General features: G+C 76.1%; 25 protein-coding genes, 1 pseudogene and 1 riboswitch. Of the genes and pseudogenes, 10 read left to right on the top strand and 16 right to left on the bottom strand.

Going from position 1 to position 24,494, the window contains the following annotated elements:
• Positions 1–30 precede the first annotated feature (30 nt).
• The 3 genes from ACI8AX_RS14390 (at position 31) to ACI8AX_RS14380 (ending at position 2,155) form a co-directional block, all read left to right on the top strand.
• The gene (locus tag ACI8AX_RS14390; protein WP_456550508.1) at positions 31–333 is read left to right on the top strand and encodes a hypothetical protein; all 303 of its coding nucleotides are present in this window, start codon (positions 31–33) and stop codon (positions 331–333) included.
• A 47-nt stretch (positions 334–380) separates the two neighbouring features.
• Positions 381–881 carry a hypothetical protein gene (locus ACI8AX_RS14385; RefSeq protein WP_456550507.1) on the top strand — a complete coding sequence of 167 codons (501 nt, stop codon included), beginning with the start codon at positions 381–383 and terminating at the stop codon, positions 879–881.
• Positions 882–1,147: 266 nt separating this feature from the next.
• On the top strand, positions 1,148–2,155 hold the full coding sequence (locus ACI8AX_RS14380; RefSeq protein ID WP_456550506.1) for a C40 family peptidase: 1,008 nt from the start codon (positions 1,148–1,150) through the stop codon (positions 2,153–2,155).
• Positions 2,156–2,305: 150 nt separating this feature from the next.
• Here the strand turns inward: ACI8AX_RS14380 and ACI8AX_RS14375 are convergent, their stop codons facing one another.
• Together ACI8AX_RS14375 and ACI8AX_RS14370 are read right to left on the bottom strand one after the other, a co-directional pair.
• Positions 2,306–2,872, bottom strand: a complete 567-nt coding sequence (locus ACI8AX_RS14375) for a YdeI/OmpD-associated family protein (RefSeq protein ID WP_456550505.1) — start codon at positions 2,870–2,872, stop codon at positions 2,306–2,308.
• The gene (locus ACI8AX_RS14370; RefSeq protein ID WP_456550504.1) at positions 2,869–3,897 is read right to left on the bottom strand and encodes a uroporphyrinogen decarboxylase family protein; all 1,029 of its coding nucleotides are present in this window, start codon (positions 3,895–3,897) and stop codon (positions 2,869–2,871) included. Before ACI8AX_RS14370 ends, ACI8AX_RS14375 begins: the two co-directional genes overlap by 4 nt.
• Before the next feature lie 83 nt (positions 3,898–3,980).
• Here ACI8AX_RS14370 and ACI8AX_RS14365 point away from each other — a divergent pair, with 83 nt between their 5' ends.
• Positions 3,981–4,559, top strand: a complete 579-nt coding sequence (locus ACI8AX_RS14365) for a gamma carbonic anhydrase family protein (RefSeq protein ID WP_456550503.1) — start codon at positions 3,981–3,983, stop codon at positions 4,557–4,559.
• Between the two features lie 37 nt (positions 4,560–4,596).
• On the opposite strand, the gene ACI8AX_RS14360 is transcribed toward ACI8AX_RS14365, so the two are convergent.
• Entirely contained in the window at positions 4,597–5,667 is a 1,071-nt protein-coding gene (locus ACI8AX_RS14360; RefSeq protein ID WP_456550502.1) for a threonine aldolase family protein, read from the bottom strand.
• A gap of 108 nt (positions 5,668–5,775) precedes the next feature.
• Here ACI8AX_RS14360 and gdhA point away from each other — a divergent pair, with 108 nt between their 5' ends.
• The gene (gene gdhA, locus ACI8AX_RS14355) at positions 5,776–7,125 is read left to right on the top strand and encodes an NADP-specific glutamate dehydrogenase (protein ID WP_456550501.1); all 1,350 of its coding nucleotides are present in this window, start codon (positions 5,776–5,778) and stop codon (positions 7,123–7,125) included.
• 91 nt (positions 7,126–7,216) lie between these two features.
• On the opposite strand, the gene metX is transcribed toward gdhA, so the two are convergent.
• From metX to ACI8AX_RS14325, 6 genes are all read right to left on the bottom strand, one after another.
• A complete protein-coding gene (gene metX, locus ACI8AX_RS14350) occupies positions 7,217–8,341 on the bottom strand; it encodes a homoserine O-acetyltransferase MetX (RefSeq protein WP_456550500.1) in 1,125 nt (374 codons plus the stop codon).
• Positions 8,342–8,356: 15 nt separating this feature from the next.
• A complete protein-coding gene (locus ACI8AX_RS14345) occupies positions 8,357–9,649 on the bottom strand; it encodes a bifunctional o-acetylhomoserine/o-acetylserine sulfhydrylase (RefSeq protein WP_456550499.1) in 1,293 nt (430 codons plus the stop codon).
• A gap of 43 nt (positions 9,650–9,692) precedes the next feature.
• Positions 9,693–9,809: riboswitch (SAM riboswitch) on the bottom strand.
• 56 nt (positions 9,810–9,865) lie between these two features.
• Complete coding sequence (locus ACI8AX_RS14340) at positions 9,866–10,342, bottom strand: hypothetical protein (protein ID WP_456550498.1); 477 nt, start codon at positions 10,340–10,342, stop codon at positions 9,866–9,868.
• A gap of 29 nt (positions 10,343–10,371) precedes the next feature.
• Complete coding sequence (locus ACI8AX_RS14335; protein WP_456550497.1) at positions 10,372–11,268, bottom strand: mechanosensitive ion channel family protein; 897 nt, start codon at positions 11,266–11,268, stop codon at positions 10,372–10,374.
• Between the two features lie 94 nt (positions 11,269–11,362).
• Positions 11,363–12,166, bottom strand: a complete 804-nt coding sequence (locus ACI8AX_RS14330) for a thioesterase family protein (RefSeq protein WP_456550496.1) — start codon at positions 12,164–12,166, stop codon at positions 11,363–11,365.
• Between the two features lie 17 nt (positions 12,167–12,183).
• A complete protein-coding gene (locus ACI8AX_RS14325) occupies positions 12,184–12,564 on the bottom strand; it encodes a hypothetical protein (protein WP_456550495.1) in 381 nt (126 codons plus the stop codon).
• A gap of 126 nt (positions 12,565–12,690) precedes the next feature.
• Here ACI8AX_RS14325 and ACI8AX_RS14320 point away from each other — a divergent pair, with 126 nt between their 5' ends.
• Both ACI8AX_RS14320 and ACI8AX_RS14315 read left to right on the top strand, forming a co-directional pair.
• Positions 12,691–13,083 carry a VOC family protein gene (locus ACI8AX_RS14320; protein ID WP_456550543.1) on the top strand — a complete coding sequence of 131 codons (393 nt, stop codon included), beginning with the start codon at positions 12,691–12,693 and terminating at the stop codon, positions 13,081–13,083.
• Positions 13,084–13,138: 55 nt separating this feature from the next.
• A complete protein-coding gene (locus ACI8AX_RS14315; protein WP_456550494.1) occupies positions 13,139–14,092 on the top strand; it encodes an EamA family transporter in 954 nt (317 codons plus the stop codon).
• 181 nt (positions 14,093–14,273) lie between these two features.
• Here the strand turns inward: ACI8AX_RS14315 and infB are convergent, their stop codons facing one another.
• The 5 genes and pseudogenes from infB to rimP form a co-directional block, all read right to left on the bottom strand.
• Positions 14,274–16,109 carry a translation initiation factor IF-2 gene (infB, locus tag ACI8AX_RS14310; RefSeq protein WP_456550542.1) on the bottom strand — a complete coding sequence of 612 codons (1,836 nt, stop codon included), beginning with the start codon at positions 16,107–16,109 and terminating at the stop codon, positions 14,274–14,276.
• Between the two features lie 1,056 nt (positions 16,110–17,165).
• A pseudogene (locus tag ACI8AX_RS14305) lies at positions 17,166–17,312 on the bottom strand (translation initiation factor IF-2 N-terminal domain-containing protein); the annotation flags it as partial.
• 61 nt (positions 17,313–17,373) lie between these two features.
• Complete coding sequence (locus ACI8AX_RS14300; RefSeq protein ID WP_456550541.1) at positions 17,374–17,733, bottom strand: YlxR family protein; 360 nt, start codon at positions 17,731–17,733, stop codon at positions 17,374–17,376.
• Positions 17,734–17,810: 77 nt separating this feature from the next.
• A complete protein-coding gene (nusA, locus tag ACI8AX_RS14295) occupies positions 17,811–18,935 on the bottom strand; it encodes a transcription termination factor NusA (RefSeq protein WP_456550493.1) in 1,125 nt (374 codons plus the stop codon).
• Positions 18,932–19,561, bottom strand: a complete 630-nt coding sequence (gene rimP, locus ACI8AX_RS14290; protein ID WP_456550492.1) for a ribosome maturation factor RimP — start codon at positions 19,559–19,561, stop codon at positions 18,932–18,934. The genes nusA and rimP overlap by 4 nt, the downstream gene beginning before the upstream one ends.
• Before the next feature lie 220 nt (positions 19,562–19,781).
• Here rimP and ACI8AX_RS14285 point away from each other — a divergent pair, with 220 nt between their 5' ends.
• The 3 genes from ACI8AX_RS14285 (at position 19,782) to ACI8AX_RS14275 (ending at position 21,634) form a co-directional block, all read left to right on the top strand.
• The gene (locus tag ACI8AX_RS14285) at positions 19,782–20,270 is read left to right on the top strand and encodes a hypothetical protein (RefSeq protein WP_456550491.1); all 489 of its coding nucleotides are present in this window, start codon (positions 19,782–19,784) and stop codon (positions 20,268–20,270) included.
• A 12-nt stretch (positions 20,271–20,282) separates the two neighbouring features.
• Positions 20,283–20,753, top strand: a complete 471-nt coding sequence (locus ACI8AX_RS14280) for a ferritin-like domain-containing protein (protein WP_456550490.1) — start codon at positions 20,283–20,285, stop codon at positions 20,751–20,753.
• Positions 20,754–20,866: 113 nt separating this feature from the next.
• The gene (locus ACI8AX_RS14275; protein WP_456550489.1) at positions 20,867–21,634 is read left to right on the top strand and encodes a hemerythrin domain-containing protein; all 768 of its coding nucleotides are present in this window, start codon (positions 20,867–20,869) and stop codon (positions 21,632–21,634) included.
• A gap of 24 nt (positions 21,635–21,658) precedes the next feature.
• Here the strand turns inward: ACI8AX_RS14275 and ACI8AX_RS14270 are convergent, their stop codons facing one another.
• Entirely contained in the window at positions 21,659–23,560 is a 1,902-nt protein-coding gene (locus tag ACI8AX_RS14270; protein WP_456550488.1) for a penicillin-binding transpeptidase domain-containing protein, read from the bottom strand.
• 45 nt (positions 23,561–23,605) lie between these two features.
• Entirely contained in the window at positions 23,606–24,469 is an 864-nt protein-coding gene (locus ACI8AX_RS14265; RefSeq protein ID WP_456550487.1) for a GNAT family N-acetyltransferase, read from the bottom strand.
• Positions 24,470–24,494: the final 25 nt, after the last annotated feature.

The following is a 24,494-nucleotide window of genomic DNA, read 5'->3' as shown; positions in this document are numbered from 1 at the left end:
CCGGCGGGGCCGTCGAGGGGAGCCTTCCCGATGCACAGGACGCAGAAGCCGTCGGTCTTCCAGGTCGGTCAGGTGTGGGACGACGGCCGCACCGTCGTCGTCTCGGGCTGGGGCCTGGGGCTGTGCGCCTCGGCCTGCACCTGCCACCGCCACCCCTCCGCGGGTCACCTCGCCATCGACGAGGACCAGGCGGCCGGCCGCCTCGGCCTGGTCAGCTACCGCGAGGGCGGCTGCGACTGCTGCGAGGCGTGGACGGCCGACGAGCTCTCCGCCGTCCTGCGCGACTTCGAGTCGGTCTCGGCCCTCGACGCCCAGGAGCCCCTGGCCGGTTGAGGCCCCCGGCCCGGGTTCCCGGGCCGGTCCGCGGGTAGGTGACGCCCATGCTGGGACGTGCTGCCCTCCGCGGGGCCCTGGCCGGGCTGGCCGGCACCGCGGCCATGACGCTGGCCGAGAAGGTGGAGCAGCAGGTCACCGGCCGGCCGGACAGCTACGTGCCGGGCCGGACGCTGACCGCGCTCGCCACGAACCGGCGGCTGCCCGAGCGGGCCCGCCCGCCGGTGCGCAACCACCTCATGCACTGGGGCACCGGGGCGACGGTCGGTGCGCTGCGCGGCGTCTGGGCGGCCGTCGGGCTGCGCGGGTGGCGGGCGTCGGCCTGGCACACCTCCGTCCGGCTGGCCACCGACCAGACGCTGGAGAACGCCACCGGCGTCGGCTCCCCGCCGTGGACCTGGTCCCGCCAGGACCAGGTCGTCGACCTCGGCGGCAAGGCCGTCTACTCGTTCGTCACCGGTGCGGTCGCCGACCTGCTGGTGCCCCTCGCCGCCGACCGCGGCCCCGACGGCACCGCCCGTGGACCCCGCGGGGACCTCTGGCGCTGAGCGAGGCCCTCCCTCACCCGACCGATCGCAGGCCCGCGGTGGGCCCCGCAGAGCGGCCGGGGTCGCCGTGACGGACGGTTCCCACCTCCGTGGCCCCTGCGGCCGGCGGGTCCTGCCGCGACGGGTGTGACGGACGGGGTGGGAGTGACCGCTCCCGGCCCCGCGTGGCCTGCTCACGTATCGACACGTCGTCCTTACCGTGCGTACAGACGCGCAGGACACCGCCCCTTCCCCGGGCGGGGCGCGGAGCACACGAGGAGCTGACGATGCAGGCCAACCGGACGACGAGCCGCCGCTGGGCCGGTGCCGTGCTCGCGGCCGCCGCAGCCGTCGCCGTGGTGCTGGGCCCCAGCACCGCCACCGCCGCGCCGAGCACCGCCGACGAGGCGGCCGAGCTGGTGGCGCAGGCGGGCCAGGAGCTCACGCAGCTCGACGAGCAGGTCCACCAGGCGGTGCTCACCGTCGCGCAGCTGCAGCAGGCCGCCACCGACGCGCGTGCCGCCGCCGAGGTCGCGGACGCGGAGGTGGCCCGGTACGAGCCGCAGCTGGTGGCCATCGCGCAGACCGGCTACACCAGCGGCCCGACCTCCGGGGTCGCCGCCTTCCTCACCAGCGAGTCCGCCGAGGACTTCGTGCAGCAGATGACGACGCTGGACATGATCGCCGCGCACACCGACAGCGTGCTGGTCGAGGTCTCGCGGGCCCGCGAGGAGGCCCTGGCCGCCCAGGCGCAGGCCGAGGCCGCCGCCGCCGAGGCCGAGGCGGCGCTGGCCACCCTCCAGCAGCAGCAGGCCGAGGTGCAGGCGCGGGTGGACGAGTACGAGGCCGACTTCGCCCGCCTCTCGGCCGCCGAGCAGGCCGCCGTCACCACGTCGCTGGGCGGCCCCGTGCTCGACGTGCCGACGAACCTCGCGCCGCCGCCCTCCGCCGCCGCCGGCGCGGTCGTCGAGGCCGCGCTCGCGCAGGTCGGCGACCCCTACGTGTGGGGTGCCTCCGGGCCGAACGGCTTCGACTGCTCGGGCCTGACCCAGTTCGCCTACGCCGCCGCCGGCGTCTCGCTGCCGCACTCCAGCCGCGCGCAGGCCGGCATGGGCGTCGCCGTCTCCCGCGCGGAGCTGCAGCCGGGCGACATCGTGTACTTCTACTCGCCGGTCAGCCACGTCGGCATCTACATCGGGAACGGCCAGATGGTGCACGCGCGGACGTACGGCCAGCCCGTCGCCGTCACCTCGGTCGACATGCGCGGCTACGCCGGGGCGCGCCGCATCCTCTGACCCGAGGCCCGGGCCGGTGGGAGCTGGCGGCCGCGATCATGGGCGTGTGGCCGCTCGCTGCGGCGTGTCCGCGCGTGTCGGCGGCAAGACGCCCATGATCGCGGCTGGGGACGCCCGCCGCGGCCGGGATGCCCGCGCTCGGAGCAGGACTCAGCCGCCGGTCAGCGACTGCACGGCCGCGGCCACCCGCTTGGCCCGGGTCTGCGGCGTCGCGGCCGTGTGCACCCGCCACAGCAGCGAGTACCGGCTCTGGGCGTCGAGGGCGACGAAGGCCGCCCGTGCGCCGGGGACGGCGTCCAGCGCCGCGGCCAGGTCGTCGGGGACCGTCATGTCGGCGCTGCCGGGGTAGGCGCGGTCCCACCGGCCGTCGGCCTGCGCCGCCTCGACCGCGGCGAGCCCCGCCGGGCGCATCCGGCCGGCCTCGAGCAGCCGGCCGACGGCGTCGACGTTCTTCTGCGACCACACGCTGCGCGCCCGCCGCGGCGTGATCCGCTGCAGGTAGGTGGCCTCGTCGAGCCGGTTGGACCGCCCGTCGATCCAGCCGAAGCACAGGCAGCTCTCCACCAGCTCGGCGTAGGTGACCGACCGGATGCCCGAGCCCTTCTTGGCCAGCCGCACGTACACGCCCGGCGCGGTGTCGCCCTCCGCCTCCAGCCAGGCCTCCAGCGCGGCCTGGTCGGGGAAGGCCAGGACCGGCAGGTCGGTCGGCAGGGTCACCCGAGCTCCCGGCGCAGGGCTCGGGCGGCCAGCGCCAGAGAGCGCATCTTCCCGGCGGCCGACTCCCGCGGCAGGTACTTCAGCCCGCAGTCGCTGGTGAGCACCAGCCGCTCGACGTCCACCTCGTCCAGCGCCCGGCGTACGCGGTCGGCGACCACCTCCGGCGTCTCCACCTCGGGCGTGGAGAGGTCGAGGACGCCGAGCGCGATGCCCTTGCCGCGCAGCGGCCGCAGCTGCGCGGGGTCCAGGTGCGACTGCGCCGTCTCCACCGAGACGGTGTCGACGGGGGTGTCGGCCAGCTCGGGGAGGAACGAGTAGCCCTCGGGCCGCTCGGACACCATCGCGGCGTAGCCGAAGCACAGGTGCAGGTGCACCGGACCGGGCGCGCCCTCCACCGCGCGGGTGACCGCCTCGGCGCCGTACCGGCGGGCGACCTCCGGCCGGGCCTGCAGCCAGGGCTCGTCGATCTGGACGACGTCGGCCCCGGCGGCGAACAGGTCGGCGATCTCCTGCCGGACGACGTCGGCGTAGGCCAGGGCCAGCACCCGGTCGTCGCCGTAGTGCTGGTCCTCCGACTGCTGCGCCATGGTGAACGGCCCCGGCACGGTGATCTTCACCGTGCGGTCGGTGGCGGCCCGCAGGAAGCGGACGTCGTCGGCCTGGATCGGCCGCGGCCGGGTGACCGGCCCGACGACGCGGGGCACGGGGATCGGCTTGCCCGAGCGGTTGAGCACGGTGCCGGGGTGGTCGACGTCGACGCCACCCAGCGCGGTGGCGAAGTGGTTGGAGTAGGACTCCCGGCGGATCTCGCCGTCGGTGACGATGTCCAGCCCGGCGTCCTCCTGGGAGCGGATCGCCAGCAGCGTGGCGTCGTCCTGCGCCTCGGCGAGCTGGTCGGGGGCGACCCGCCAGATCTCGCGCGCCCGCACCCGCGGCGGGAACTGCCCGGCCAGCTTGTCGTGGTCGACCAGCCACCCGGGCTGGGGCAGGCTGCCGACGATCGAGGTGGGCAGGGCGGGTGGCATCGGCTCTCCCGGGCGGACGGCGGTGTCGGCGGCGAGTCTGCCCGACGGGTGCGACACCGGCACCGCTGTGCTGGGGTGGGCCGATGGCGGAGAACTACATCGGGGAACTGGAGTTCGGCGCACCGCGGATCGACCCGGAGGCGTTCGTGGCGCCGACCGCGGTCGTCGTGGGCGCGGTGACGCTCGGGCCGCAGGCCAGCGTCTGGTACGGCGCCGTCCTCCGGGCCGACGCCGAGGTCATCGAGATCGGCGCGGGCTCGAACGTGCAGGACGGCAGCACGCTGCACTCCGACCCCGGCTTCCCGCTGGTGGTCGGGTCGGGCGTGACGGTCGGGCACCGGGTGGTCCTGCACGGCGCGCGGGTCGACGACGACGTCCTGGTCGGGATGGGCAGCGTCGTCATGAACGGCGCGCACATCGGCTCGGGCTCCATCGTCGCCGCCGGCGCCGTCGTCACCCAGGGCAAGCAGTTCCCGCCGCGCTCGGTCATCGCGGGGGTGCCGGCGAAGGTGGTCCGCGAGGCGACGGACGACGACCTGCTGCACATCCGCGGCAACGCGCTGTCCTACAGCGAGCGGCTGCCCTCGGCCCGGAGGGTGCGCCCCGTCGTCCGCGGGAAGCTGCCGGCGGCCGGCCTCGTCCCCGGCGACGCCGCGGACTGACGGGGCCCCCGCCGCCCCCGCCCCTGCAGCGGGGCCGTCAGGCGCCGGCGAGGGCGGCGATCGCGGCGCGGACGTCGTCGACGGTCAGCGCCATCGTGGCGTCCCCGACGGAGAGCTCGACCCGGAGCACCGCCGGGTCGCCGGTCGGCAGGGTCTGCTGCCAGGTCCACAGGCCCTCCTCCGCCAGCCGCACGGCCGCGGCCTCGTAGGCCTCGCGCGTCGTCTCGAGCAGCAGGTGCAGCATCGGCGTCTGCGGCGGGTCCGGGACGACGCGGACGCCGGCCAGGTCGCGCACCGCGGCCGCGACCTCGCGGGCGCGCTGCAGGTAGGCCGGCATCAGCGGCAGGCGCCGGCGCAGGCAGGTCAGCGCCGACGCCGCCCCCGGCCACAGCCCGAACAGCGTGCCGCCCATCCGCCGCCGCCATTCCCGCACCTCGGCGACGACGTCCTCCGGCCCGGCCAGGCAGCAGCCGGGCAGGGCGCCGACGCCCTTGTAGAAGCTGACGTAGACGGTGTCGAACAGCCCGGCGACCTCGGCCGGCGGGCGGCCGTAGCCGGCGGCGGCCTCCCAGAGGCGGGCGCCGTCGAGGTGGGCGGCCGCGCCGCGTCCCCGCGCCCAGGCGACCTGCGCCTGCAGGTCCTCCCAGGCCACCAGCGGCCCGCCGATCTCCCGCTGCGGCAGCTCCACGACCAGGGCGGCCGGGGACTCCGCCACGCCGTCGAGGTCGGCGCGCGTGAGGAGCCGGTGCCGGTCGCCGGCCGGACGGCCGACGAGCCCCTGCACCCGCTCCAGCGCGCCCTGCTCGTGCACGAACAGGTGGCACTGCGGGTGGGCGACGACGGTGCGCCGGCCCCGCCGGTCGGCGTGCACCCGCAGCGCGGACTGCTGCGCCATCGTGCCGCTGGGCAGGTACACCGCAGCGGGCAGCCCGAGCAGTCCGGCGACCTCGGCCTCCAGCTCGGCGACCACCCCGCCGTCCCCGTAGCGGTCGACGGCCGTGTCGGGCGGGACGGTGGCCAGCAGGTCGGCGGCGCGGGAGGGCCCGTGCAGGTTCAGCGCCCGGTCGCAGCCGGCGCGCAGGGCGTCCCAGTCGGGGGAGTCGGTCACCTGCGCCAGTCTGGGGCGGCCGGGCGACCGGCGCCGGGCTACGTGCCAGGGGCCCCGGACGGCGTCGTAGCGTTCCCGGCGTCCGGAGCACGACGCGAGGAGCGAACAGTGGTCGACGAGGTGCCTGCGACGGTGCAGGGGATCTACGAGGAGGTCCTCCGGCGCAACCCGGGGGAGACCGAGTTCCACCAGGCGGTCCGGGAGGTGCTCGAGTCGCTGGCCGTGGTGCTCGACCGGCACAGCGAGTACAGCGAGATGAAGACCGTGCAGCGGATCTGCGAGCCCGAGCGGCAGATCATCTTCCGGGTGCCGTGGCAGGACGACAGCGGCGAGGTGCAGATCAACCGCGGCTTCCGGGTGGAGTTCAACTCCGCCCTCGGCCCCTACAAGGGCGGCCTGCGCTTCCACCCGTCGGTCAACCTGGGCATCGTCAAGTTCCTCGGCTTCGAGCAGATCTTCAAGAACGCGCTCACCGGCATGCCGATCGGCGGCGGCAAGGGCGGGTCCGACTTCGACCCCAAGGGCCGCTCCGACGCGGAGGTCATGCGGTTCTGCCAGTCGTTCATGACCGAGCTCTACCGGCACCTGGGCGAGTACACCGACGTGCCGGCCGGTGACATCGGCGTCGGCGCCCGCGAGATCGGCTACCTGTTCGGCCAGTACAAGCGGATCACCAACCGGTACGAGTCCGGCGTCCTCACCGGCAAGGGCCTGGGCTGGGGCGGGGCGCTGGTGCGCACCGAGGCCACCGGCTACGGCGCGGCCTTCTTCGCCGACGCCATGATGCGGGCCCGCGGGGAGTCCTTCGACGGGCGGCGGGTCGTGGTCAGCGGCTCGGGCAACGTCGCCGTCTACGGCATCGAGAAGGTCCACCAGCTCGGCGGCACCGTCGTCGCCTGCTCGGACTCCACCGGCTACGTGGTCGACGACAAGGGCATCGACCTCGAGGTGCTCAAGCAGGTCAAGGAGGTCGAGCGGGCGCGGATCGAGGCGTACGCCGACCGGGTCCCCTCGGCGTCCTTCGTGCCCGGCGGCAGCGTCTGGGACGTGCCCTGCGACGTGGCGGTGCCCAGCGCGACGCAGAACGAGCTCGGCGCCGACGCGGCGACGGCGCTGGCCCGCAACGGCTGCCGCTACGTCGTGGAGGGCGCCAACATGCCCACCACCCCGGACGCCGTCCGCGTGCTCAAGGAGGCCGGCGTGGCCTTCGCGCCCGGCAAGGCGGCCAACGCCGGCGGGGTGGCCACCTCGGCGCTGGAGATGCAGCAGAACGCCTCGCGCGACCGCTGGACCTTCGAGCACAGCGAGGCGCGGCTGGAGGAGATCATGCGGGCGATCCACGCCCGCTGCCACGCCACCGCCGAGGAGTACGGCGCCCCCGGGGACCTCGTGCTCGGGGCCAACGTCGCGGGCTTCCTGGAGGTCGCCGAGGCGGTGCACGCCCACGGCCTCATCTGAACGAGGACCCCGTCCTCCTCATCCCTCGCGAGCTCGGGACGAGCCTCTGGACGGGGCCGGCGGCTGGGCACCAAGCGGGAGGTCGCTGCGGCTAGGTGCCCAGGAGCTCGCGGACCAGCGCGCCGACGGCCTCGATCTCGACGAGGAACCCGTCGTGGCCGTACGGCGAGGAGACGACCCGCAGCGGGACGCCGAGGCCGTCGGCCACCCGCTGCTGCAGCTCCAGCGGGTACAGCCGGTCGCTGTCCACGCCGGCGACGACGGCCCGGGCGGTCACGCGCGCCAGCGCCGCCTCGACGCCCCCGCGGCCGCGGCCGACGTCCCAGGTGTTCATCGACTCGGTGAGCACCACGTAGCTGCCGGCGTCGAAGCGGGCGGCCAGCTTGACGGCGTGGTGGTCGAGGTAGGAGGCGACGGCGAAGCGGCCGTCGTCCTGCACGACCGCGCCGAAGCGCTCCTCCAGCTCCAGGGCGCTGCGGTAGGTGAGGTGCGCGATCCGCCGGGCCACGCCGAGCCCGGCGACCGGGCCGGGGCCGGGGAGGTGGTCGCCGCCGGCCCAGGCGGGGTCGCTGCGGATCGCCGTCTGCTGCGTGGTCTGCGTGCCCAGCTGGTCGGCGGTCACCGCGGCGCCGGAGGCGAGGAAGAACAGCCCGCCGACCCGCTCGGGGTGCGCGACCGCCCACTCCAGCGCCCGCATGCCGCCCATCGAGCCGCCGAGCACCGCGGCCCATCGGCCGATGCCCAGCGCGTCGGCCAGCGCGGCCTCGACCGCGACCTGGTCGGCGACGGTCACCGCCGGGAAGCGGGAGCCCCACGGGGCGCCGTCCGGCGCCGTCGAGGAGGGGCCGGTGGTGCCCTGGCAGCCGCCGAGGACGTTGGCGCAGACGACGAAGAGCCGGTCGGTGTCCAGCGGCGCCCCAGGCCCGACCAGCCCGTCCCACCAGCCGGCGGTGGGGTGCCCCGGACCGGCGGGGCCGACCACGTGGCTGTCGCCGGTCAGCGCGTGCTCCACCAGCACCGCGTTGCCGCCGTCGGGCGCGAGCGACCCCCACGTCTCGTAGGCGACGCGGACGCCGGGCAGCACCCCGCCGCGCTCCAGGGCGACCGGGCCGTCCAGGTCGAGGAACAGCCGGTTCCCGACCGGGTCGCCGTCCCGCCAGCCGCCGGTGCGGGAAGGGGTCCGGGACGCCGGTCCGGCGTCCCGGACCCCCGTCACCTCACGCCTCCCTGCTCATGCCGACTTGGCGGCGCGGAAGCCGGCCTCCAGGTCGGCGAGGATGTCCTCGATGCCCTCCAGGCCGACCGCGAGGCGCACCAGCCCGGGCGTGACGCCGGTGGTCAGCTGCTCCTCGGGGGTCAGCTGCGAGTGCGTGGTCGACGCCGGGTGGATCACCAGGCTGCGCACGTCGCCGATGTTCGCCACGTGGCTGTGCAGCTCCAGCGCGTCGACGAAGCGCTTGCCCGCCTCAACGCCGCCGTGCAGCTCGAAGGTCAGCACCGCCCCGGCGCCCCGGGGCGCGTACTTCTGCTGCGCGGCGTGCCACGGCGAGGACTCGAGAGCCGGGTAGTTCACCCGCTCGACGGCGTCGTGGCCCTCGAGGAACTGCGCCACCTTCAACGCGTTCTCCACGTGCCGCTCCATGCGCAGCGACAGCGTCTCGATCCCCTGGACGACGAGGAAGGCGTTGAACGGGCTGATGGCCGGGCCCAGGTCGCGCAGCAGCTGCACGCGGGCCTTGAGCGCGTAGGCCGGCGCGCCGAGGGAGGCGTAGACGACGCCGTGGTAGGTCGGGTCGGGCTCGGTGAAGCCGGGGAACTTGCCGCTGGTCCAGTCGAAGTTGCCCGAGTCGACGATGATCCCGGCGATCGCGGTGCCGTGGCCGCCCAGGTACTTGGTCGCCGAGTGGACGACGACGTCGGCGCCGAACTCGATCGGCCGGATCAGGTACGGGGTGGCGATGGTGTTGTCGACGATCAGCGGGACGCCGTTGCGGTGCGCGACCTCGGAGACCGCGCTGATGTCGAGGATGTCGCCCTTCGGGTTGCCGATCGTCTCGGCGTAGAAGGCCTTGGTGTTCTCCTGGACCAGCGACTGCCAGTTCTCCGGGTCGTCGGGGTCCTCGACGAACGACACCGTGACACCCAGCTTGGGCAGCGAGTGGTGCAGCAGGTTGTAGGTGCCGCCGTACAGCGACGCCGAGGCCACGACGTGGCTGCCGGCCTCGGCGATGTTCAGGATCGCCAGCGTCTCGGCGGCCTGGCCGCTGGAGACGGCGAGCGCGGCGACGCCGCCCTCGAGCGACGCGACGCGCTGCTCGAGCGCGTCCTGCGTCGGGTTCATGATCCGCGTGTAGATGTTGCCCATCTCGGCCAGCGCGAACAGGTCGGCGGCGTGCTGGGCGTCGCGGAACTGGTAGCTCGTCGTGGCGTAGATCGGCAGCGCGCGGGCGCCGGTGGCCGGGTCGGGGCTGGTGCCGGCGTGGATCTGCCGGGTCTCGAAGCTCCAGCTCTGGGGGTCGGTCATGCGCCGGTCTCCTCTCGGTCGGGAGACCCGGCGGCGCACCGGAGACTCCGTCTTGCCGGGCGGCGGGCGCCGTCCGACCGGCTCTTCCCCTGGAGCACCTCAGGACGGAGGAGAGGTTGCCGGGCAGCCAGCCAGGTGCTTGTCACTGCCTCTCGGGAGCCACCGCAGAACATAACGGCCCGCCCGCCCCACCCGTCACAGGGGTCGGGGCCGGCCTCAGCTCGTCGGCGCGGAGCTGCCGGTCGGGGACCGGGTCCCGGTGGGCGTGCGGGTCGAGGTCGGCTCCGCGGAGGTCTCCGTCGGTCCGGAGGAGGGGGTGGTCTCCTCGTCCGTCGGCTCCGGCTGCTCCTCGTCCTGCCCGCTCTCCCCGTCCTGCCCGCTCTCCTCGTCGTCCGTGGCGGGCGCCGACGTCGTCGGCCGGGCGGTGGTGGCCGGCGCCGTCGTCGTCGGCCCGGCCGGCGCCGGCACCAGCGGCACCTCCACCGCCGGGACGTCGCCGGTCTCCCCGGCCGGGGAGGTGTCGGTCGTCTCCGGCCGGACGTACAGGTAGAGGATCCCGATCGCCACGAAGAGCACGGCCAGGACGACGGTGGACGTGCGGGCGCGGCCCAGCCGGCGCGGGATCGCCGCCCACCAGTGCCGCGGCCCCTCGGCCGGCGCGGTGGTGACCGTGGGCGCCGGGGCGGTGGGCATCGTTCCGTCCGGGCGCGGCCCGTCGGCGCTCACCGCTGGTCCCGGACGGCGAGGGCGCCGGGCTCGGCCGCGCCGTCGGAGGAGGTCGGCGACGGCACGTTCAGGCCCTGCCGGCGGAAGGCGAGCACCACCCGGGCGCGCAGGTCGCGGCCGACCTCGAACTGCTTGCCGGGCAGGGTCCGGGCGACCATCCGCACGTTGACCTCGTCCAGGCCCAGGCTCTCCACCCCCATCACCGAGGGCTCGTCGAGCAGCAGCGGCTGCAGCCGGGGATCGGCGTAGGCCTCGCGGCCCACGCCGCGGAGGATGTCGTTGACCTGGTTGACGTCCACGCTCGTCGGCACCGGCACGTCGACGACCGCGCGGGCCCAGTCGCGGGAGAGGTTGACGACCTTGACGATCTGCCCGTTGGGCAGCGTGATGACCTCGCCGTTGGGCGAGCGCAGCCGGGTGACCCGCAGGGTGACGTCCTCGACGGTGCCGGTCGCCTCGTCGCCGCCGCCCACCACCTGGATGGAGACGACGTCGCCGAAGCCGTACTGCCGCTCGGTGATGATGAAGAAGCCGGCGAGGACGTCGCCGACGATCCGCTGGGCGCCGAAGCCGAGGCCGACGCCGAGCACCGTGGCGGGCGCGACCAGTCCGGTGACCGGGACGCCGAGCCGGTCGAGCACGAAGAAGACCGAGACCGCGTAGATCAGGACCACGAGGGTCCAGGTGATCACCTGGGTCAGCGAGTGGCGGTGCTTGGCGGCCTCGGAGCGCACCAGCGCGTCACCCCCCGTGGACCGGCGGTCGATGCTGTCGGTGATCTTGCTGCCGATCCAGGCCACGAAGCGGGCGAGCAGGACCGAGGCCAGGACGATCAGGATGATCTCCAGACCGCGGCCGGCGAGCCACTCCAGCAGGTCGTCCAGCGGTTGCACGGCGTCCTCTCCGGTCGGGGTGTCCGTCGCCGTCCACCCTGACGCAGGGGGCCGCGCCGGTGCCAGCCGGCCCCGGTCCCCGGCGCCCCCCTCCTCAGCGCGGCTCGACGAACAGCGACGCCGCGGACCGGCCGATCCGGCCGGTGGCGTCGAACAGGTCGGCGAAGCACTGGGCCGCACCGCCGGGACCCAGCGAGGTGGTCGCGTCCATGGCCAGCCACTCCCCGGCCGGCTGGCGGTACAGCGACACGGTGAGGTCCACGTTGGCGAAGGTGGCCCGCTCCCAGTCCTGCTCGGCGGAGATGCCGCTGGCCGCGTCGGTCATCACGAGCAGGTGCTGCAGCGGCGTGATCGGCTCGCCGGCGACCAGCGGCACGAGCGGGCGGGTCCACGCCGCCGCCGGGCCGGGGGAGTCGAAGGAGCCGGCCGTGAACCGCCACTCGAGGGCCCGGTGGTAGGCGACCTCCGTGCGGAACACGCCGGGCACCTCGGGGCGGCCGGCGTCCGGCCCGGTGGGGTGCGGGACGTCGGGGGCCAGGACGTCGACGGGCGAGACCTCCCGGGTGCGCATCCGCCACGCGGTCACCCGCATCCGCGCCGCGCCGTCGGCCGTGAGCGTGGCCTCGACCAGCTCCACCCGCCGTCCCGGCCGCAGCACCCGGCCGGTGACCCGGACCGGCCCGACGGGCACCGGGCCGAGGATGTCGAAGGCCAGCCGGACGGTCTGCGCCCCGGGCACCGCGCCGGTCCGCTCCACCTCGCGGGCGAGCAGCGCGGCGGGCGGGCCGGCGTGCTGGACGTCGTCCTCCCACGGGCCGATCGTCAGGGCGGTGGCGAGGAAGCCGTGCCCGTCGGCCGCGTCGCCGTCGGGCAGGTAGAGGGCAGCGGGCAGGTCCACCCCGGCAGTCTCGCGGGTCACCCGGCCGGGCCGTCCCGCCGGGCCAGCCACAGGGCGGTCCCCACCCACGCCGCCGCGGCGGCCGCGGCGAGCACCCAGATCCAGCGCAGCGGCTCCCCGGCGGTCGACAGCACCAGGAGGACGGCGACCACGAGGACCGCGCCGGAGATCGTCAGCGACCGCAGCAGGACGTCGACCGTGCCGGGCCCGGGGATCGCGACGAAGACGACCACGGCGACGACCAGCAGGAAGGCGGCGAGCGCGGCCAGGAACACCGCGGCGACGCCGTACTGGGCGGGCAGCGCGATCCCGGCGAGGCCGAACAGGACCGCGGCCAGCGCCAGACCCATCAGCGTGCGCCGCCGGCGGGTCGACCACGGCGGGCGCGGTGAGGTCACGGGTCGAGCCTCCCCGTTGCCCGGGCGCGGCGCATCCGACCGGGGACCGATGACTCCGGCGGCGGGGGGCCGTCCCACCTCCGACGGGGCCGCCCGGCCCCCTGACGACAGGAGCACGTCGTGCGCATGGTCTTCCTCAACCTGCCGGTCTCGGACCTCGCCGCCTCGCGGGCGTTCTACGCGGGCCTGGGGTTCTCGTTCGACGAGCAGTTCTCCGACGAGCAGGCCACCTCCGTCGTCGTCGACGAGAACGTCGTCGTGATGCTGCTGACCCGCGAGCGCTTCGCCGACTTCGTGACCGGCCCGATCGGCGACCCGTCCGCGGCGACCACGCAGCTGACGGCGCTGTCGGCCGGCAGCCGCGCGGAGGCCGACGACCTGCTCGAGAGGGCGCTGGCCTCGGGCGGCAAGCCGTGGAAGCCGGCCCAGGACCACGGCTTCATGTACGGCGTCAGCTTCACCGACCCGGACGGGCACGTCTGGGAGGTCATGTGGATGGACCAGACGCAGGTCCGGTGAGCGGCTCGCCGGGGCGGTAGGGGGCACGGGGCGCTACGGGGACTACATTGCCGCGGTGCCCACCGCCGTCCGCCCCGGTCTCGGCTACGCGGCGACGATCGGGTCGGCCGCCCTGTTCGGGATCAACGGGACCGTGTCGACGCTCGCGCTGCAGGCCGGCGTCGAGCCGACCCGGCTGGTGGCCCTGCGGTGCGCCGGCGCGGCGGTGGGGCTGCTCGCGCTGCTGGCGGTGCTCGCCCCGGGCCGGCTGCGGGTGACCTGGCGGGAGGTCCCCTTCCTCGCCGTCTTCGGCGTGGTCGGGGTGGCGCTCACCCAGTTCCTCTACTACGTGGCCATCGACCGGCTGCCGGTCGGCATCGCACTGGTCTTCGAGATGACCGCGCCGGTCCTCATCGCGCTGTACGTGTGGCTGGTGCGCCGGGAGCGGGTGCGCAGCCGGCTGTGGGTCGCGCTGGGCCTGTCGCTGTCGGGCCTGCTGCTGGTCGCTCAGGTGTGGGAGGGCGGCGGCTCGCTGTCGGCGACCGGCGTCGCCGCCGCGCTGGGGGCCGCGGTCTGCCTGGCGACCTACTACCTGATGGGGGAGCGGGGGACGACGACCCGCGACCCCGTCGCCCTGACGTGCTTCAGCTTCGTCGCCGCCGCGCTGTTCTGGTCGGCGGCCGCGCCCTGGTGGAAGTTCGACGCCGGGGTCCTGACCGAGCCGGTGCCGGTCTCGCTCGGCTCGGTGGAGGTGCCGCTGGGCGTCCTGGTGGCCTGGATCGTCGTGTGCGGCGCGATCCTGCCGTTCTGGCTGTCGATCGGCGCGCTGCGCCACCTGCCGCCGACGACGGCGGGCCTGGTGGCCACGGTGGAGCCGGTGTTCGCGTCGATCGTCGCGTGGCTGTGGGTCGAGCAGGTGCTCACCGGCTGGCAGGTGCTCGGCGGGCTCGTCGTCCTCACCGGGATCGGGCTGGCGCAGACCGCGCGCTCGGCGCCCGAGCCCGCCGTCCCCGAGGTCGCGCCGTCCTGAGCGGAGTGGGGGGGGGGGGGGGGGGGGGGGGGGCGCGCGCCCCCCCCCCCCCCCCCCCCCCCCCACACGCCCGCCCGCCCCCCCCCCCCGCGCCCCCCCCCCGCTCCGAGACGCCCGCGACCCCCCCCCCGCCCCCCCCCCCCCCGCCCCCCCCCCGGGGACCCTGCAGCGGGGTCCTTGCTCAGTCGCGCGGCTTCTCGCGGACCTCGAACGTCTCGATGACGTCCTCGAGCTTGATGTCGTTGAAGGAGCCGAGCCCGATACCGCACTCGTAGCCCTCGCGGACCTCGGTGACGTCGTCCTTGAACCGGCGCAGCGACTCGACGGTCAGGTTGTCGGCGACGACGACGCCGTCGCGGACCAGCCGGGCCTTCGAGTTCCGGTTGATCGTCCCGCTGCGGACGATCGAACCGGCCACGTTGCCGATCTTCGGCACCCGGAAGACCTCGCGGACCTCCGCCGTGCCGAGCTGGACCTCCTCGAACTCCGGCTTGAGCATGCCCTTGAGGGCCGACTCGATCTCCTCGATCGCCTGGTAGATGACCGAGTAGTACCGGACGTCGACGCCCTCGCGGTTGGCGAGCTCGGTGGCCTGGCCCTCGGCCCGGACGTTGAAGCCCAGGACGATGACGTCGTCGGCCAGCGCCAGGTCGATGTCGCTCTTGGTGATCGACCCGACGCCGCGGTGGATGACCCGCAGCGAGACGTCGTCGCTCACCTCGATCTTCATCAGGGCCTCCTCGAGCGCCTCCACGGTGCCCGAGTTGTCGCCCTTGATGATCAGGTTGAGCTGACGGTTCTCCTTGAGCGCCGCGTCGAGGTCCTCCAGGCTGATCCGCTTGCGCATCGAGGCGTTCTGCGCGTTGCGGATGCGGGCCTGACGGCGGTCGGCGATCTGCCGGGCGACGCGGTCCTCCTCGACGACGAGGAAGGTGTCACCGGCACGGGGCACCGAGGTGAGACCGACGACCTGCACCGGACGCGCCGGCAGCGCCTCCTTGAGCTTGTTGCCGTGCTCGTCGAGCAGCGACCGGACGCGGCCGTAGGCGTCGCCGGCCACGATCGAGTCGCCCTGGCGCAGCGTGCCGCGCTGGACGAGCACCGTGGCGACGGGGCCGCGGCCCTTGTCCAGCTTGCCCTCGATGACCACACCCTGCGGGTCCTGCTCGGTGTTGGCGCGCAGGTCCAGCGAGGCGTCGGCGGTCAGCAGGATCGCCGCGAGCAGGTCGTCGATGCCCTGGCGGGTGGTCGCGGAGACGTCGACGAACATCGTGTCGCCGCCGTACTCCTCGGCCACCAGCCCGTACTCGGTGAGCTGCTGGCGGATCTTGGCGGGGTTGGCCCCCTCCTTGTCGATCTTGTTGACCGCGACCACGATCGGCACCTCGGCGGCCTGGGCGTGGTTGAGCGCCTCGACCGTCTGCGGCATGACGCCGTCGTCGGCCGCCACGACCAGGACGACGATGTCGGTCACCTTCGCCCCACGGGCACGCATCGCGGTGAACGACTCGTGACCCGGGGTGTCGATGAAGGTGATCGGCCGCTCCTCGCCCTCCAGCTCGCTGACGATCTGGTAGGCGCCGATGTGCTGCGTGATGCCACCGGCCTCGCGGGCCACCACGTTGGTGTTGCGGATGGCGTCGAGGAGCTTGGTCTTCCCGTGGTCGACGTGGCCCATGACGGTCACCACCGGCGGACGGATGTCCCAGTCGCCCTCGTCGCCCTCCTCGTCACCGAAGGTGAGGTCGAAGTCCGAGAGCAGCTCGCGGTCCTCGTCCTCGGGGCTGACGACCTGGATGTCCCAGCCGATCTCGGCGCCGAGCAGCTGCAGCGTCTCGTCGTTGACCGACTGGGTCGCGGTGACCATCTCGCCCAGGTGGAACAGGGCGGTGACCAGGGCGGCCGGCTGGGCGCCGATGCGCTCGGCCAGGTCGGTCAGCGAGGCGCCGCGGGGCAGCCGGACGGTCTGCCCGTTGCCGCGCGGGAGGGTGACGCCGCCCATGCTGGGCGCCGCCATGGAGTCGAACTCCTGACGCCGCTGCTTCTTGCTCTTGCGCCCGCGGACGGGACCGCGCCCGCCCGGGCGGCCGAAGGCACCTGCGGTGCCCGCACCGGAGCCGCCACGACCGCGGCCGCGGCCACCGCCGCCACCACGGAAGCCACCGCCGGCCGGCGCGCCGGCACCGCCGGGGGCGCCGCCGCCGCCGCCGGGACGGAAGCCACCGCCGCCGCCGGGGCCACCCGGACGGCCACGGCCACCCGGACCACCGGGGCCACCGCCGGGACGGCCGGCACCGGCCGGACGCGGCGGCATCATGCCCGGCGAGGGGCGCTGCGGCATCATGCCCGGGTTCGGGCGCGGACCACCGGCCCCGGGGCCCGGACGCGGGCCGCCCGGGCCGGCCGCCGGACGCGGACCACCCGCGCCGGGACCGGGACGGGGACCGCCGGGACCGGCCGCGGGACGCGGACCACCGGCACCGGGGCCCGGACGGGGACCGCCGGGACCGGCCGCCGGGCCGGGACGGGGACCGCCGGCCGCGGGGCCGGGACGCGGGCCGCCGGCCGCCGGGCCGGGACGCGGACCGCTGCTGAAGGGGTTGTTGCCCGGCCGCGGCGCGGGACGGGGCCCGGGACGGGGACCGGCGCCACCGGCGGGAGCGCCGGGAGCCGGACGGGGACCGCCCTGCACCGGACCGCCCTGCACCGGACCACCCTGCACCGGACCACCCTGCACCGGACCACCCTGCACCGGACCACCGGCGCCGGGACGCGGCGCGGGGGCGCCGGGGCGCGGGGCACCCGGACGCGGGCCGGCCGGAGCCGGCGGGGCCGCCGGGGCCGGGGCCGGGGCCGGGGCCGGGGCCGCGGGCGCCTGCGGCGCCGGAGCGGCCGGACGCGGGCCCGGAGCCGGCGCGGCGGGCGCGGACGGTGCAGCCGGCGCCTGGGGCGCGGCGGCGGCCGGACGCGGGGCCGGCGCCGAGGGGCGCGGACCGGGGGCCGGGGCGCCGGGGCGCGGGCCGGCGGGTGCCGCGGCGGCGCCGTTGCCGGCACCGGTGCTCGCACCGAGGGCCTCCCGCAGCCGACGGGCCACGGGGGCCTCGACGGTGGAGGAGGCGGACTTCACGAACTCGCCCTGCTCCTTGAGCTTGGCGAGCACGGTCTTGCTGTCGACACCGAACTCCTTGGCGAGTTCGTGTACGCGGGCTTTGCCTGGCACGGATCTCCTCTTGGTGAGGCCGGCGGCTCGCCCGCTCGACCCCGTCGCTAGTGGCGCATGGTCATCGTGAGTGCTTCACGGCTGAGTCATCCGACGATGTCCTGTCGACGTGCGGACCGGCCTGCTGCCGATCCGACCTTGACGTGCTGTCCGTCCCGGCCTGCCGCCCGGGTGCATCGGGTGATGCACCGAGGACGTGGGCCCGGAGCGGACCGGCCTCCAACGTGGCGGCCGCGCCTCCGGGGAGGCGCAGCGCCCGGGGGAAGGCCCGGCGTCGCTCCGCTGCGTGCAGGCACTCCGGCGTGGGGTGCACCGATGCCCCCCGACCGGGGAGCCGTCGCCGGGGATCCGGGACCAGGGCCCCGGAGCGGACGACGACGCGCAGCAGATCGGTGACCGGAGCGCGCTGCCGGCACCCCACACAGGTGCGGACCGGCTTCGACGTCCCGACCACTCTGTACTCTAGCGCGCCCACGGCCCCCGGTGTTCCGGGCTCGGTCAGCGACCCACCCGACCGGGGCTGCGGCCGCCGGCGCCGCCGCGTCCGGGCCCGCCCGGACCGGGCGCACCGGGACGGCCGCCCTGGCCGGGCGCTCCCCCGGAGCGCAGGGGCGGCCGGCCCACGCCGGGCGAGGGGGCGGACCCGTCGGCCTCGGCGTCGCTGCGGATGTCGATGCGGCAGCCGGTCAACCGCGCGGCCAGGCGGGCGTTCTGCCCCTCCTTGCCGATCGCCAGCGACAGCTGGAAGTCCGGGACGACCACCCGCACCGCCTTGGCCTGCGGGTCGACCACCCGGGCGCTGCTGACCCGCGCGGGGCTGAGCGCCGAGGCGACGAAGGTGGCCGGGTCGTCGGACCAGTCCACGATGTCGATCTTCTCGCCGTGCAGCTCGCTCATGACGTTGCGCACACGCTGGCCCATCGGGCCGATGCACGCCCCCTTGGCGTTGAGTCCGGGCACGGCCGTGCGGACAGCGATCTTGGACCGGTGCCCCGCCTCGCGCGCCACCGCGACGATCTCGACGCTGCCGTCGGCGATCTCGGGGACCTCGAGGGCGAAGAGCTTGCGGACCAGGTTGGGGTGGGTGCGCGAGATCGTGACCTGCGGGCCGCGGAAGGTGCGGGCCACGCTCACGACGTACGCCTTGAGCCGGCTGCCGTGCGGATAGGACTCGCCGGGCACCTGCTCGGCGGCGGGCAGCACGGCCTCGACCTTGCCGATGTCGAGCAGGACCGAGCCCTGGGCGTTGCGGCGGGCGTCGGCCTGGACGACGCCGCTGACGATGTCGCCCTCCTTGCCGGCGTACTCCCCGAAGGTCTGCTCGTGCTCGGCGTCGCGCAGCCGCTGGACGATGACCTGCTTGGCGGTGCTGGCCGCGATCCGGCCGAAGTCGGAGGGGGTGTCGTCCCACTCGCGCACGACCTCGCCGTCGGCCCCGAGCTCCTGCGCCAGGACGACGGCCTCGCCGGTCTTGCGGTCCACGTGCACCCGCACGTGCTTGGCCGCGCCGTCGGCGTGCCGGTAGGCGGTCACCAGGGCCGTCTCGATGGCCTCGATGACCGTGTCGGCGGGGATCCCCCGCTCGCGCTCGACCGCCCGGAGGGCGGTCACGTCGATGTTCACTGTCCGTCCTCGTCGTCGATGTCCGTGTCGATGTCGTCGATGTCGTCGGTGTCGTCGGTGTCGCCGATGCCGTCGGGGTCGCCCTCGGCGTCCTGGTCGGTGCCGGCCGCGGGGCGGCCGAACTCGACCTGCACCCGGCCGGCGCCGAGCTCGCCCCAGGCCACCTGCCGCTCGGTCGGCGGCCGCTTGCGGGCGCCCGGCTTGCCCGGGGCCTCGACCGCGAGCGTGACGCCCTCGGCGCCGACCGCCACCACCCGGCCGGTGACCTGCTCGCTCGAGCCGGCCGGCCCGACGGCGACGGTCACCAGGCGCCCGGTGTTGCGCCGCCAGTGCCGCTGCTCGGTCAGCGGCCGGTCGACGCCGGGGCTGGTCACCTCGAGCACGTAGGGGGCGCGGCCGAGCTCGCCGTCGTTCTCGTCGAGGGCGGCGGAGACCGCCCGGCTCACCTCGGCGACGTCGTCGAGGGTGACGCCCTCGTCCCGGTCGACGACGACGCGCACGACGCTGCGCCGGCCGGCGGGAGTGACGACGAGCTCCTCCAGGTCGTACCCGGCCGCGTCGACGACCGGCTGGATCCAGCCGGCCAGCCGGGCGGCGGCGGGGTCGGTCCGGCGGCTGGTGGACACGGGCTCCCTCCCTCCTGACGGCGTCGGGGCACGTGCGCTGCGGACCCGCTCCCCGGTCCCGGGGCCCCTGACGGGCCCGACCGGGCGGATGGTCAGGTTACCGCCCGGCCGCGCGGGGCGAGACCCGGCGGCGGGACCGGCACCGGGGAGAGGGCCCGGGTGCGGGGCGTCACGGAGCGGCTGCCGTGCGCTCCGGGGGCGGGCTGGGAGGATGGCGGCGATGCCCCCGCCGACCGCCCCGCGCCTGCCCGCCCTGTCCCGGCGCAGCCTCCTGGTCGGCGCGGTCGGCACGGCCGGGCTGGCGCTGCTGGCCGGCTGCACGGGCGACGACGACGCCGGTGCGCCGGTGACCGCCGAGCAGGCCGACGCGCTGGCCGCCCAGGTCGCCGTCCAGGAGTCCGCCGTGGCCGCCCACGCCGCGGCGGCCGCCGCGGACCCCGTGCTGGGCGACCTGCTGGCGCCGCAGGCCGAGCAGGCGATGGCGCAGCTGGACCGGCTGCGGGCGGCCGCCCCCGGGGCGACGTCGTCGGCCCCGGCCGACGCGGGTGGCCCGCCGGCCGGCGGGGACGTGCGGGCGTGGCTGCGCGACCGGCTGGCCGCGGCGGCGGGCGCGCACGAGGCGGCCTGCGCCGAGCAGTCGGCCGCGCGGGCCGCGCTGCTCGGGTCGGTGGCCGCCGGGCTGCGCGGCCAGGTGGCGGCGCTCGCGTGAGGGGAGGCCCGCGTGGCTGACGACGGGACGTCCGGCGGGACGGACCCCGCCGCCGAGGAGGCCGCGCTGCGCGCCGTCGTCGCCGCCGAGCACGCCGCGGTGTGGGGCTACGGCGTGGTCGGCGCGGCGCTGCCGCCGCCCGACCGCGGCCCGGCGGTCGAGGCGGAGAACGTCCACCGCGCCATCCGCGACCGGCTGGCGGCGCTGCTCGACGAGCGCGGCCTGGACCCCGTCGACGCCGAGGCCGCCTACCGGCTGCCCTTCCCGGTGCTGTCGGCCGTCGACGCGGCGGCGCTGGCCGTCGTCCTCGAGACCGGGGTGAGCGGCGCGTGGGTCGCGCTGCTCGACGACGCGGCGGAGGCGGCCACCCGCACGCTGGCGGTGCAGGAGCTGGGCGCGGCGGAGGTGCGCGCGGTCGGCTGGCGCCGGGCGGCCGGCCAGACCCCGGCGACGACGCCCTTCCCGGGGCTGCCGGAGCAGTAGCCGGCCGGCCAGCGGCCTGCAAGGGGGCTGCAAGGGACGGTCAAGCCGGGCGGGCGACCGTGGCGTCGCCGCAGCCGCAGGGGCCGCGGCAGCCGCCTCCCGAGGAGCACGCCGTGAGCATCGTCATGGGCACCGCCGAGACCGCCCTCGTCCCGGGCACCGCCGTCCTGCGTCCCCCGGCCCGGCCGCAGCTGCGCCTGCCCGGCCAGACCGCCGCCCCCGAGGGGCCGCACGACCTGTCGGGCATGTTCATGGCCCACCACGCCTTCCGCCGCGACCTGGCCGACTTCGCGGCCGCCGCCCGCCGCACCCCGGTGGACGACGCCGAGGCGTGGACGGCGCTGGCCCGGCGGTGGGAGCGGTTCGCGACGGTCCTGCACCACCACCACACCGTCGAGGACACGACGCTGTGGCCGCAGCTGCTGGAGCTCGTCGACGCGGCCGGGGACACCGCCGGGCGGGAGACGCTGGAGGCGATGGAGGCCGAGCACCGGCTCATCGACCCGCTGGTCACCGCGTGCGCCGAGGGCTTCGCCGCGATGGCCTCCTCCCCCACCGCCACGGTCGCCGAGCGCCTGGCCGACCACACCCGGGCCGCCCGCGACACCCTGACCGCGCACCTGCGGCACGAGGAGACCGAGGCGCTGCCGCTGCTGCAGCGGCACCTGTCCGCGGCGGGCTGGCAGCGGGTCGAGGACGCCGCCGGCGAGGGCGTCTCCCCGCGGGACCTGCCCTTCTTCGTCCCGTGGGCGGCCAAGGGGCTCGACGACGACTCCCGCGAGCGGCTGCTCGCCGACGCCGGCCTGCCGATGCGCGTGCTGCTGTGGGCCTTCCGCGGCCGGTTCGAGCGGGGCGAGCAGGTCGCCTTCCGGCACGCCTGAGGTCCGCCCGGGACCCCGTCCGCCTCAGCCCAGGGAGCCGAGGAAGGCGTCGGTGACCCCGACGGCCGCGCTGCTGGACTGGCCCGCCTCGACGAGCACGGCGAACGCGATGTCGCCCTGCGGACCGGCCAGCTGGTAGCCCACGAACCAGCCGTGGGACTCCGGCGGGGTGGCGGTGCCGAACTCCGCGGTACCCGTCTTGCCGTAGACCTCGCCGCGGTCGGCCAGCGCGGTGGCGGTCCCGGTCAGGACGACCTGTCGCATCATCGGCCGCAGGGCGTCCAGGACCGCGGCGTCGGGCCCGGCGGGCGCCGGACCCCCGCTCTCCCCCACCACCTCGACGGGAGCGGCCGGGGTGCCGCTGGCGATGCCGGCCGCGACGAGCGCCATCTGCGCCGGGCTCACGAGCACCTGCCCCTGGCCGATGGCGTTGGCCGCCTTCGTCGTCCCGGTGCTGTCGGCCGGCACGCTGCCGCTGAAGACGCCGACCGGCAGCTGCCAGTCCGCGCCGACGCCGTAGGACGCGGCCGCGGCGGACAGCGCGTCGTCGGGCAGCTGCAGCGCCTGCTGGATGAAGGTGGTGTTGCAGGACTGGGCGAAGGCCTCGGTGAACGGCACCGTGCCGAGGTCGAACTGGTCCTGGTTCTCGAACTCGCGGCCCTCGACGACCGTGGTCCCGGGGCAGGGCACGGGGGTGGCCGGCGTGAGGGCGCCGGTGCCGAGGAGCGCGGTCGCCGTCACCGTCTTCATGCTCGACCCGGGCGGGTACTGGCCGCTGAGCGCGTTGGCGGGGGTGGCCGCCTCGTTCGAGGCGACGGCGAGGACCTCGCCGGTGCCCGGGCGGACGACGACGAGGTGGGTGGGCAGCGGCTGGGTGGCCACGGCCGCGTCGGCCGCGGTCTGCAGCGCCGGGACGATCGGGGTCTGCAGCGGCTCACCGGGCACCGGCTCCACGGCGGCGATCTCGCGGCCCTCGTCACCGGTGCTCTCGTCGGTGCTGACGACGGTGACGGTGAAGCCGGGGGTGCCGGTGAGCTGCTCCTGGTAGGCCCGCTGCAGCCCGGAGGTGCCCAGCTGGTCGCCGGCGGCGTAGAGCGGCCCGTCGTCGCCGGTGGTCTCCTCGAGCACCTCGGCGGTCGCGGAGCCGACGCGGCCGAGCAGGGCGATCGCGAACCGGGAGGTCGGTGCCAGCAGCCGGGTCTCGGTGGGGAAGACGGCGCCGGGCAGGTCGAACACCTGCGCGCGGATCGCCTCGAAGTCGGGCCGGCGCAGGTCGATCACGGGCACGAACTGCCCGGCCGGCGCGGCCTGGACGTCGGCGGTGATCTCCTCGGCCGCGACCCCGGTGGCGGCCGAGAGGGCGGCCGCGAGCGCCGGCAGGTCGGTCACCTGGCCGGGGTCCACCCCGACCCGGACGACCTCGGTCGGGGTGAACAGCGGCCCGCCGGCGGCGTCGGTCACCGCCGCGCGCTCGGGGAGCTGCCGGGTGAGCTCCAGGTGCTGGCCCTCGGCGAGCTCGGGGTGCACCAGGGCCGGCTCGGCCACGACCTGCCAGTCGTCGTCGGCCTCACGCAGCCGCAGCGTGGCCTCGTAGGTCCAGTCGGGGGCCGCGGCCAGGTCCCAGGTGGCCGTCCAGGCGGCGGTGGCGGTGCCGTCGTCGGCGACCTCGACGTCCCCGAGCTCGGCGGCGAGGGCCGCCTCCGGCAGGTCGGTGGCCGTCTGGTCCAGCAGGGCGGTGGCGGCGTCGGGGTCGTCGGTGGCCCCGGCCGCGGCCGCGGTGTCGCCACCGGCCCAGTCGGCCAGGAAGGCCTGCGCGGCGTCGCGGACCGCGTCGTCGTCGTCCGAGCCGCCCGAGCAGGCGGCCAGCACCGGCACCGCCAGCAGCGCCACCGCCGAACCGAGGACCGTCGCGCGTCGCTTCCCCACACCCCCAGCCTGCCACCCGCCCGTGCCGGGATCGGGGACCGGCGCTCAGAACAGGACGCTGGCGTACCGCCCGACCTCGCGGAAGCCGACGCGGGTGTAGGCGGCCCGGGCGGGCGCGTTGAAGTCGTTGACGTAGAGGCTCACCACCGGCGCGATCGCCGACCGGGCGTACTCGACGACCGCGGCGGTGCCGGCGGCGCCGATGCCCCGGCCGCGGACGGCGGGCGACACCCACACGCCCTGCACCTGGCAGACCGCGCGCGACACCGCGCCGATCTCGGCCTTGAACAGCACCTGGCCGTCCTCGATCCAGGCCAGCGACTGCCCGGCGCGGACCAGGTCGGTCACCCGGGCCCGGTAGCCGGCGCCGCCGTCGCCGCGCAGCGGGCTGACCCCGACCTCCTCGGTGAACATGGCGACCGCCGCGGGGAACAGCACCTCCACCTCGTGCGGGCGCACCGGGCGCACCCGCGGCTCGGGCGCGATGGCCGGCGGCCCCTCGATCGCCATCAGGGGCTGCCGCGGCCGGTGGTCGCGCGCCGGGCCCCAGTGCGGGGCCAGCAGCTCCCACAGCGGGTCGACCGAACCGGCGGGGCCCACGATGGTGGAGCAGCGGCGGCCGGCCTTGCGCGCCCGCTCGGCGAAGGCGACCGCCGAGGCTTGCTCGGCGCCGGGCAGCGCGAACGGGATGAGGTTGGCGCCGGCGAGGCAGACGGCGTCGAGGTGCCGGCCGGTGCCGAAGCCCCACAGCGGCGCGCCGAGGGACGCCGCCGCGGTGCCGGCCCGCTCCACCCGGCCGGCGATCACGCAGCCGGCGACCGGGTCGGTGTCGAGCAGCTGCCGGACCGCGGCCTCGTCGGCCTCGTCCAGCACCCGGGCCGCCGGGGTGGTGGGGCGGGTGGACGACATCGAGGAGCGCAGCACCGGCGGGCGG

The organism is Blastococcus sp. SYSU D00813, assembly GCF_054050735.1.
The sequence above is the reverse complement of the archived record's forward strand: the minus strand, read 5'-3'. Positions and strand labels throughout refer to the sequence as shown.

Coding starts and splice junctions, on each gene's coding strand:
- ACI8AX_RS14390 (WP_456550508.1), top strand. CDS start 31: ATGCACAGGACGCAGAAGCCGTCGGTCTTCCAGGTCGGTCAGGTGTGG.
- ACI8AX_RS14385 (WP_456550507.1), top strand. CDS start 381: ATGCTGGGACGTGCTGCCCTCCGCGGGGCCCTGGCCGGGCTGGCCGGC.
- ACI8AX_RS14380 (WP_456550506.1), top strand. CDS start 1,148: ATGCAGGCCAACCGGACGACGAGCCGCCGCTGGGCCGGTGCCGTGCTC.
- ACI8AX_RS14370 (WP_456550504.1), bottom strand. CDS start 3,897: ATGCCACCCGCCCTGCCCACCTCGATCGTCGGCAGCCTGCCCCAGCCC.
- ACI8AX_RS14365 (WP_456550503.1), top strand. CDS start 3,981: ATGGCGGAGAACTACATCGGGGAACTGGAGTTCGGCGCACCGCGGATC.
- ACI8AX_RS14345 (WP_456550499.1), bottom strand. CDS start 9,649: ATGACCGACCCCCAGAGCTGGAGCTTCGAGACCCGGCAGATCCACGCC.
- ACI8AX_RS14340 (WP_456550498.1), bottom strand. CDS start 10,342: ATGCCCACCGCCCCGGCGCCCACGGTCACCACCGCGCCGGCCGAGGGG.
- ACI8AX_RS14320 (WP_456550543.1), top strand. CDS start 12,691: ATGGTCTTCCTCAACCTGCCGGTCTCGGACCTCGCCGCCTCGCGGGCG.
- infB (WP_456550542.1), bottom strand. CDS start 16,109: ATGGCGGCGCCCAGCATGGGCGGCGTCACCCTCCCGCGCGGCAACGGG.
- ACI8AX_RS14285 (WP_456550491.1), top strand. CDS start 19,782: ATGCCCCCGCCGACCGCCCCGCGCCTGCCCGCCCTGTCCCGGCGCAGC.
- ACI8AX_RS14265 (WP_456550487.1), bottom strand. CDS start 24,469: ATGTCGTCCACCCGCCCCACCACCCCGGCGGCCCGGGTGCTGGACGAG.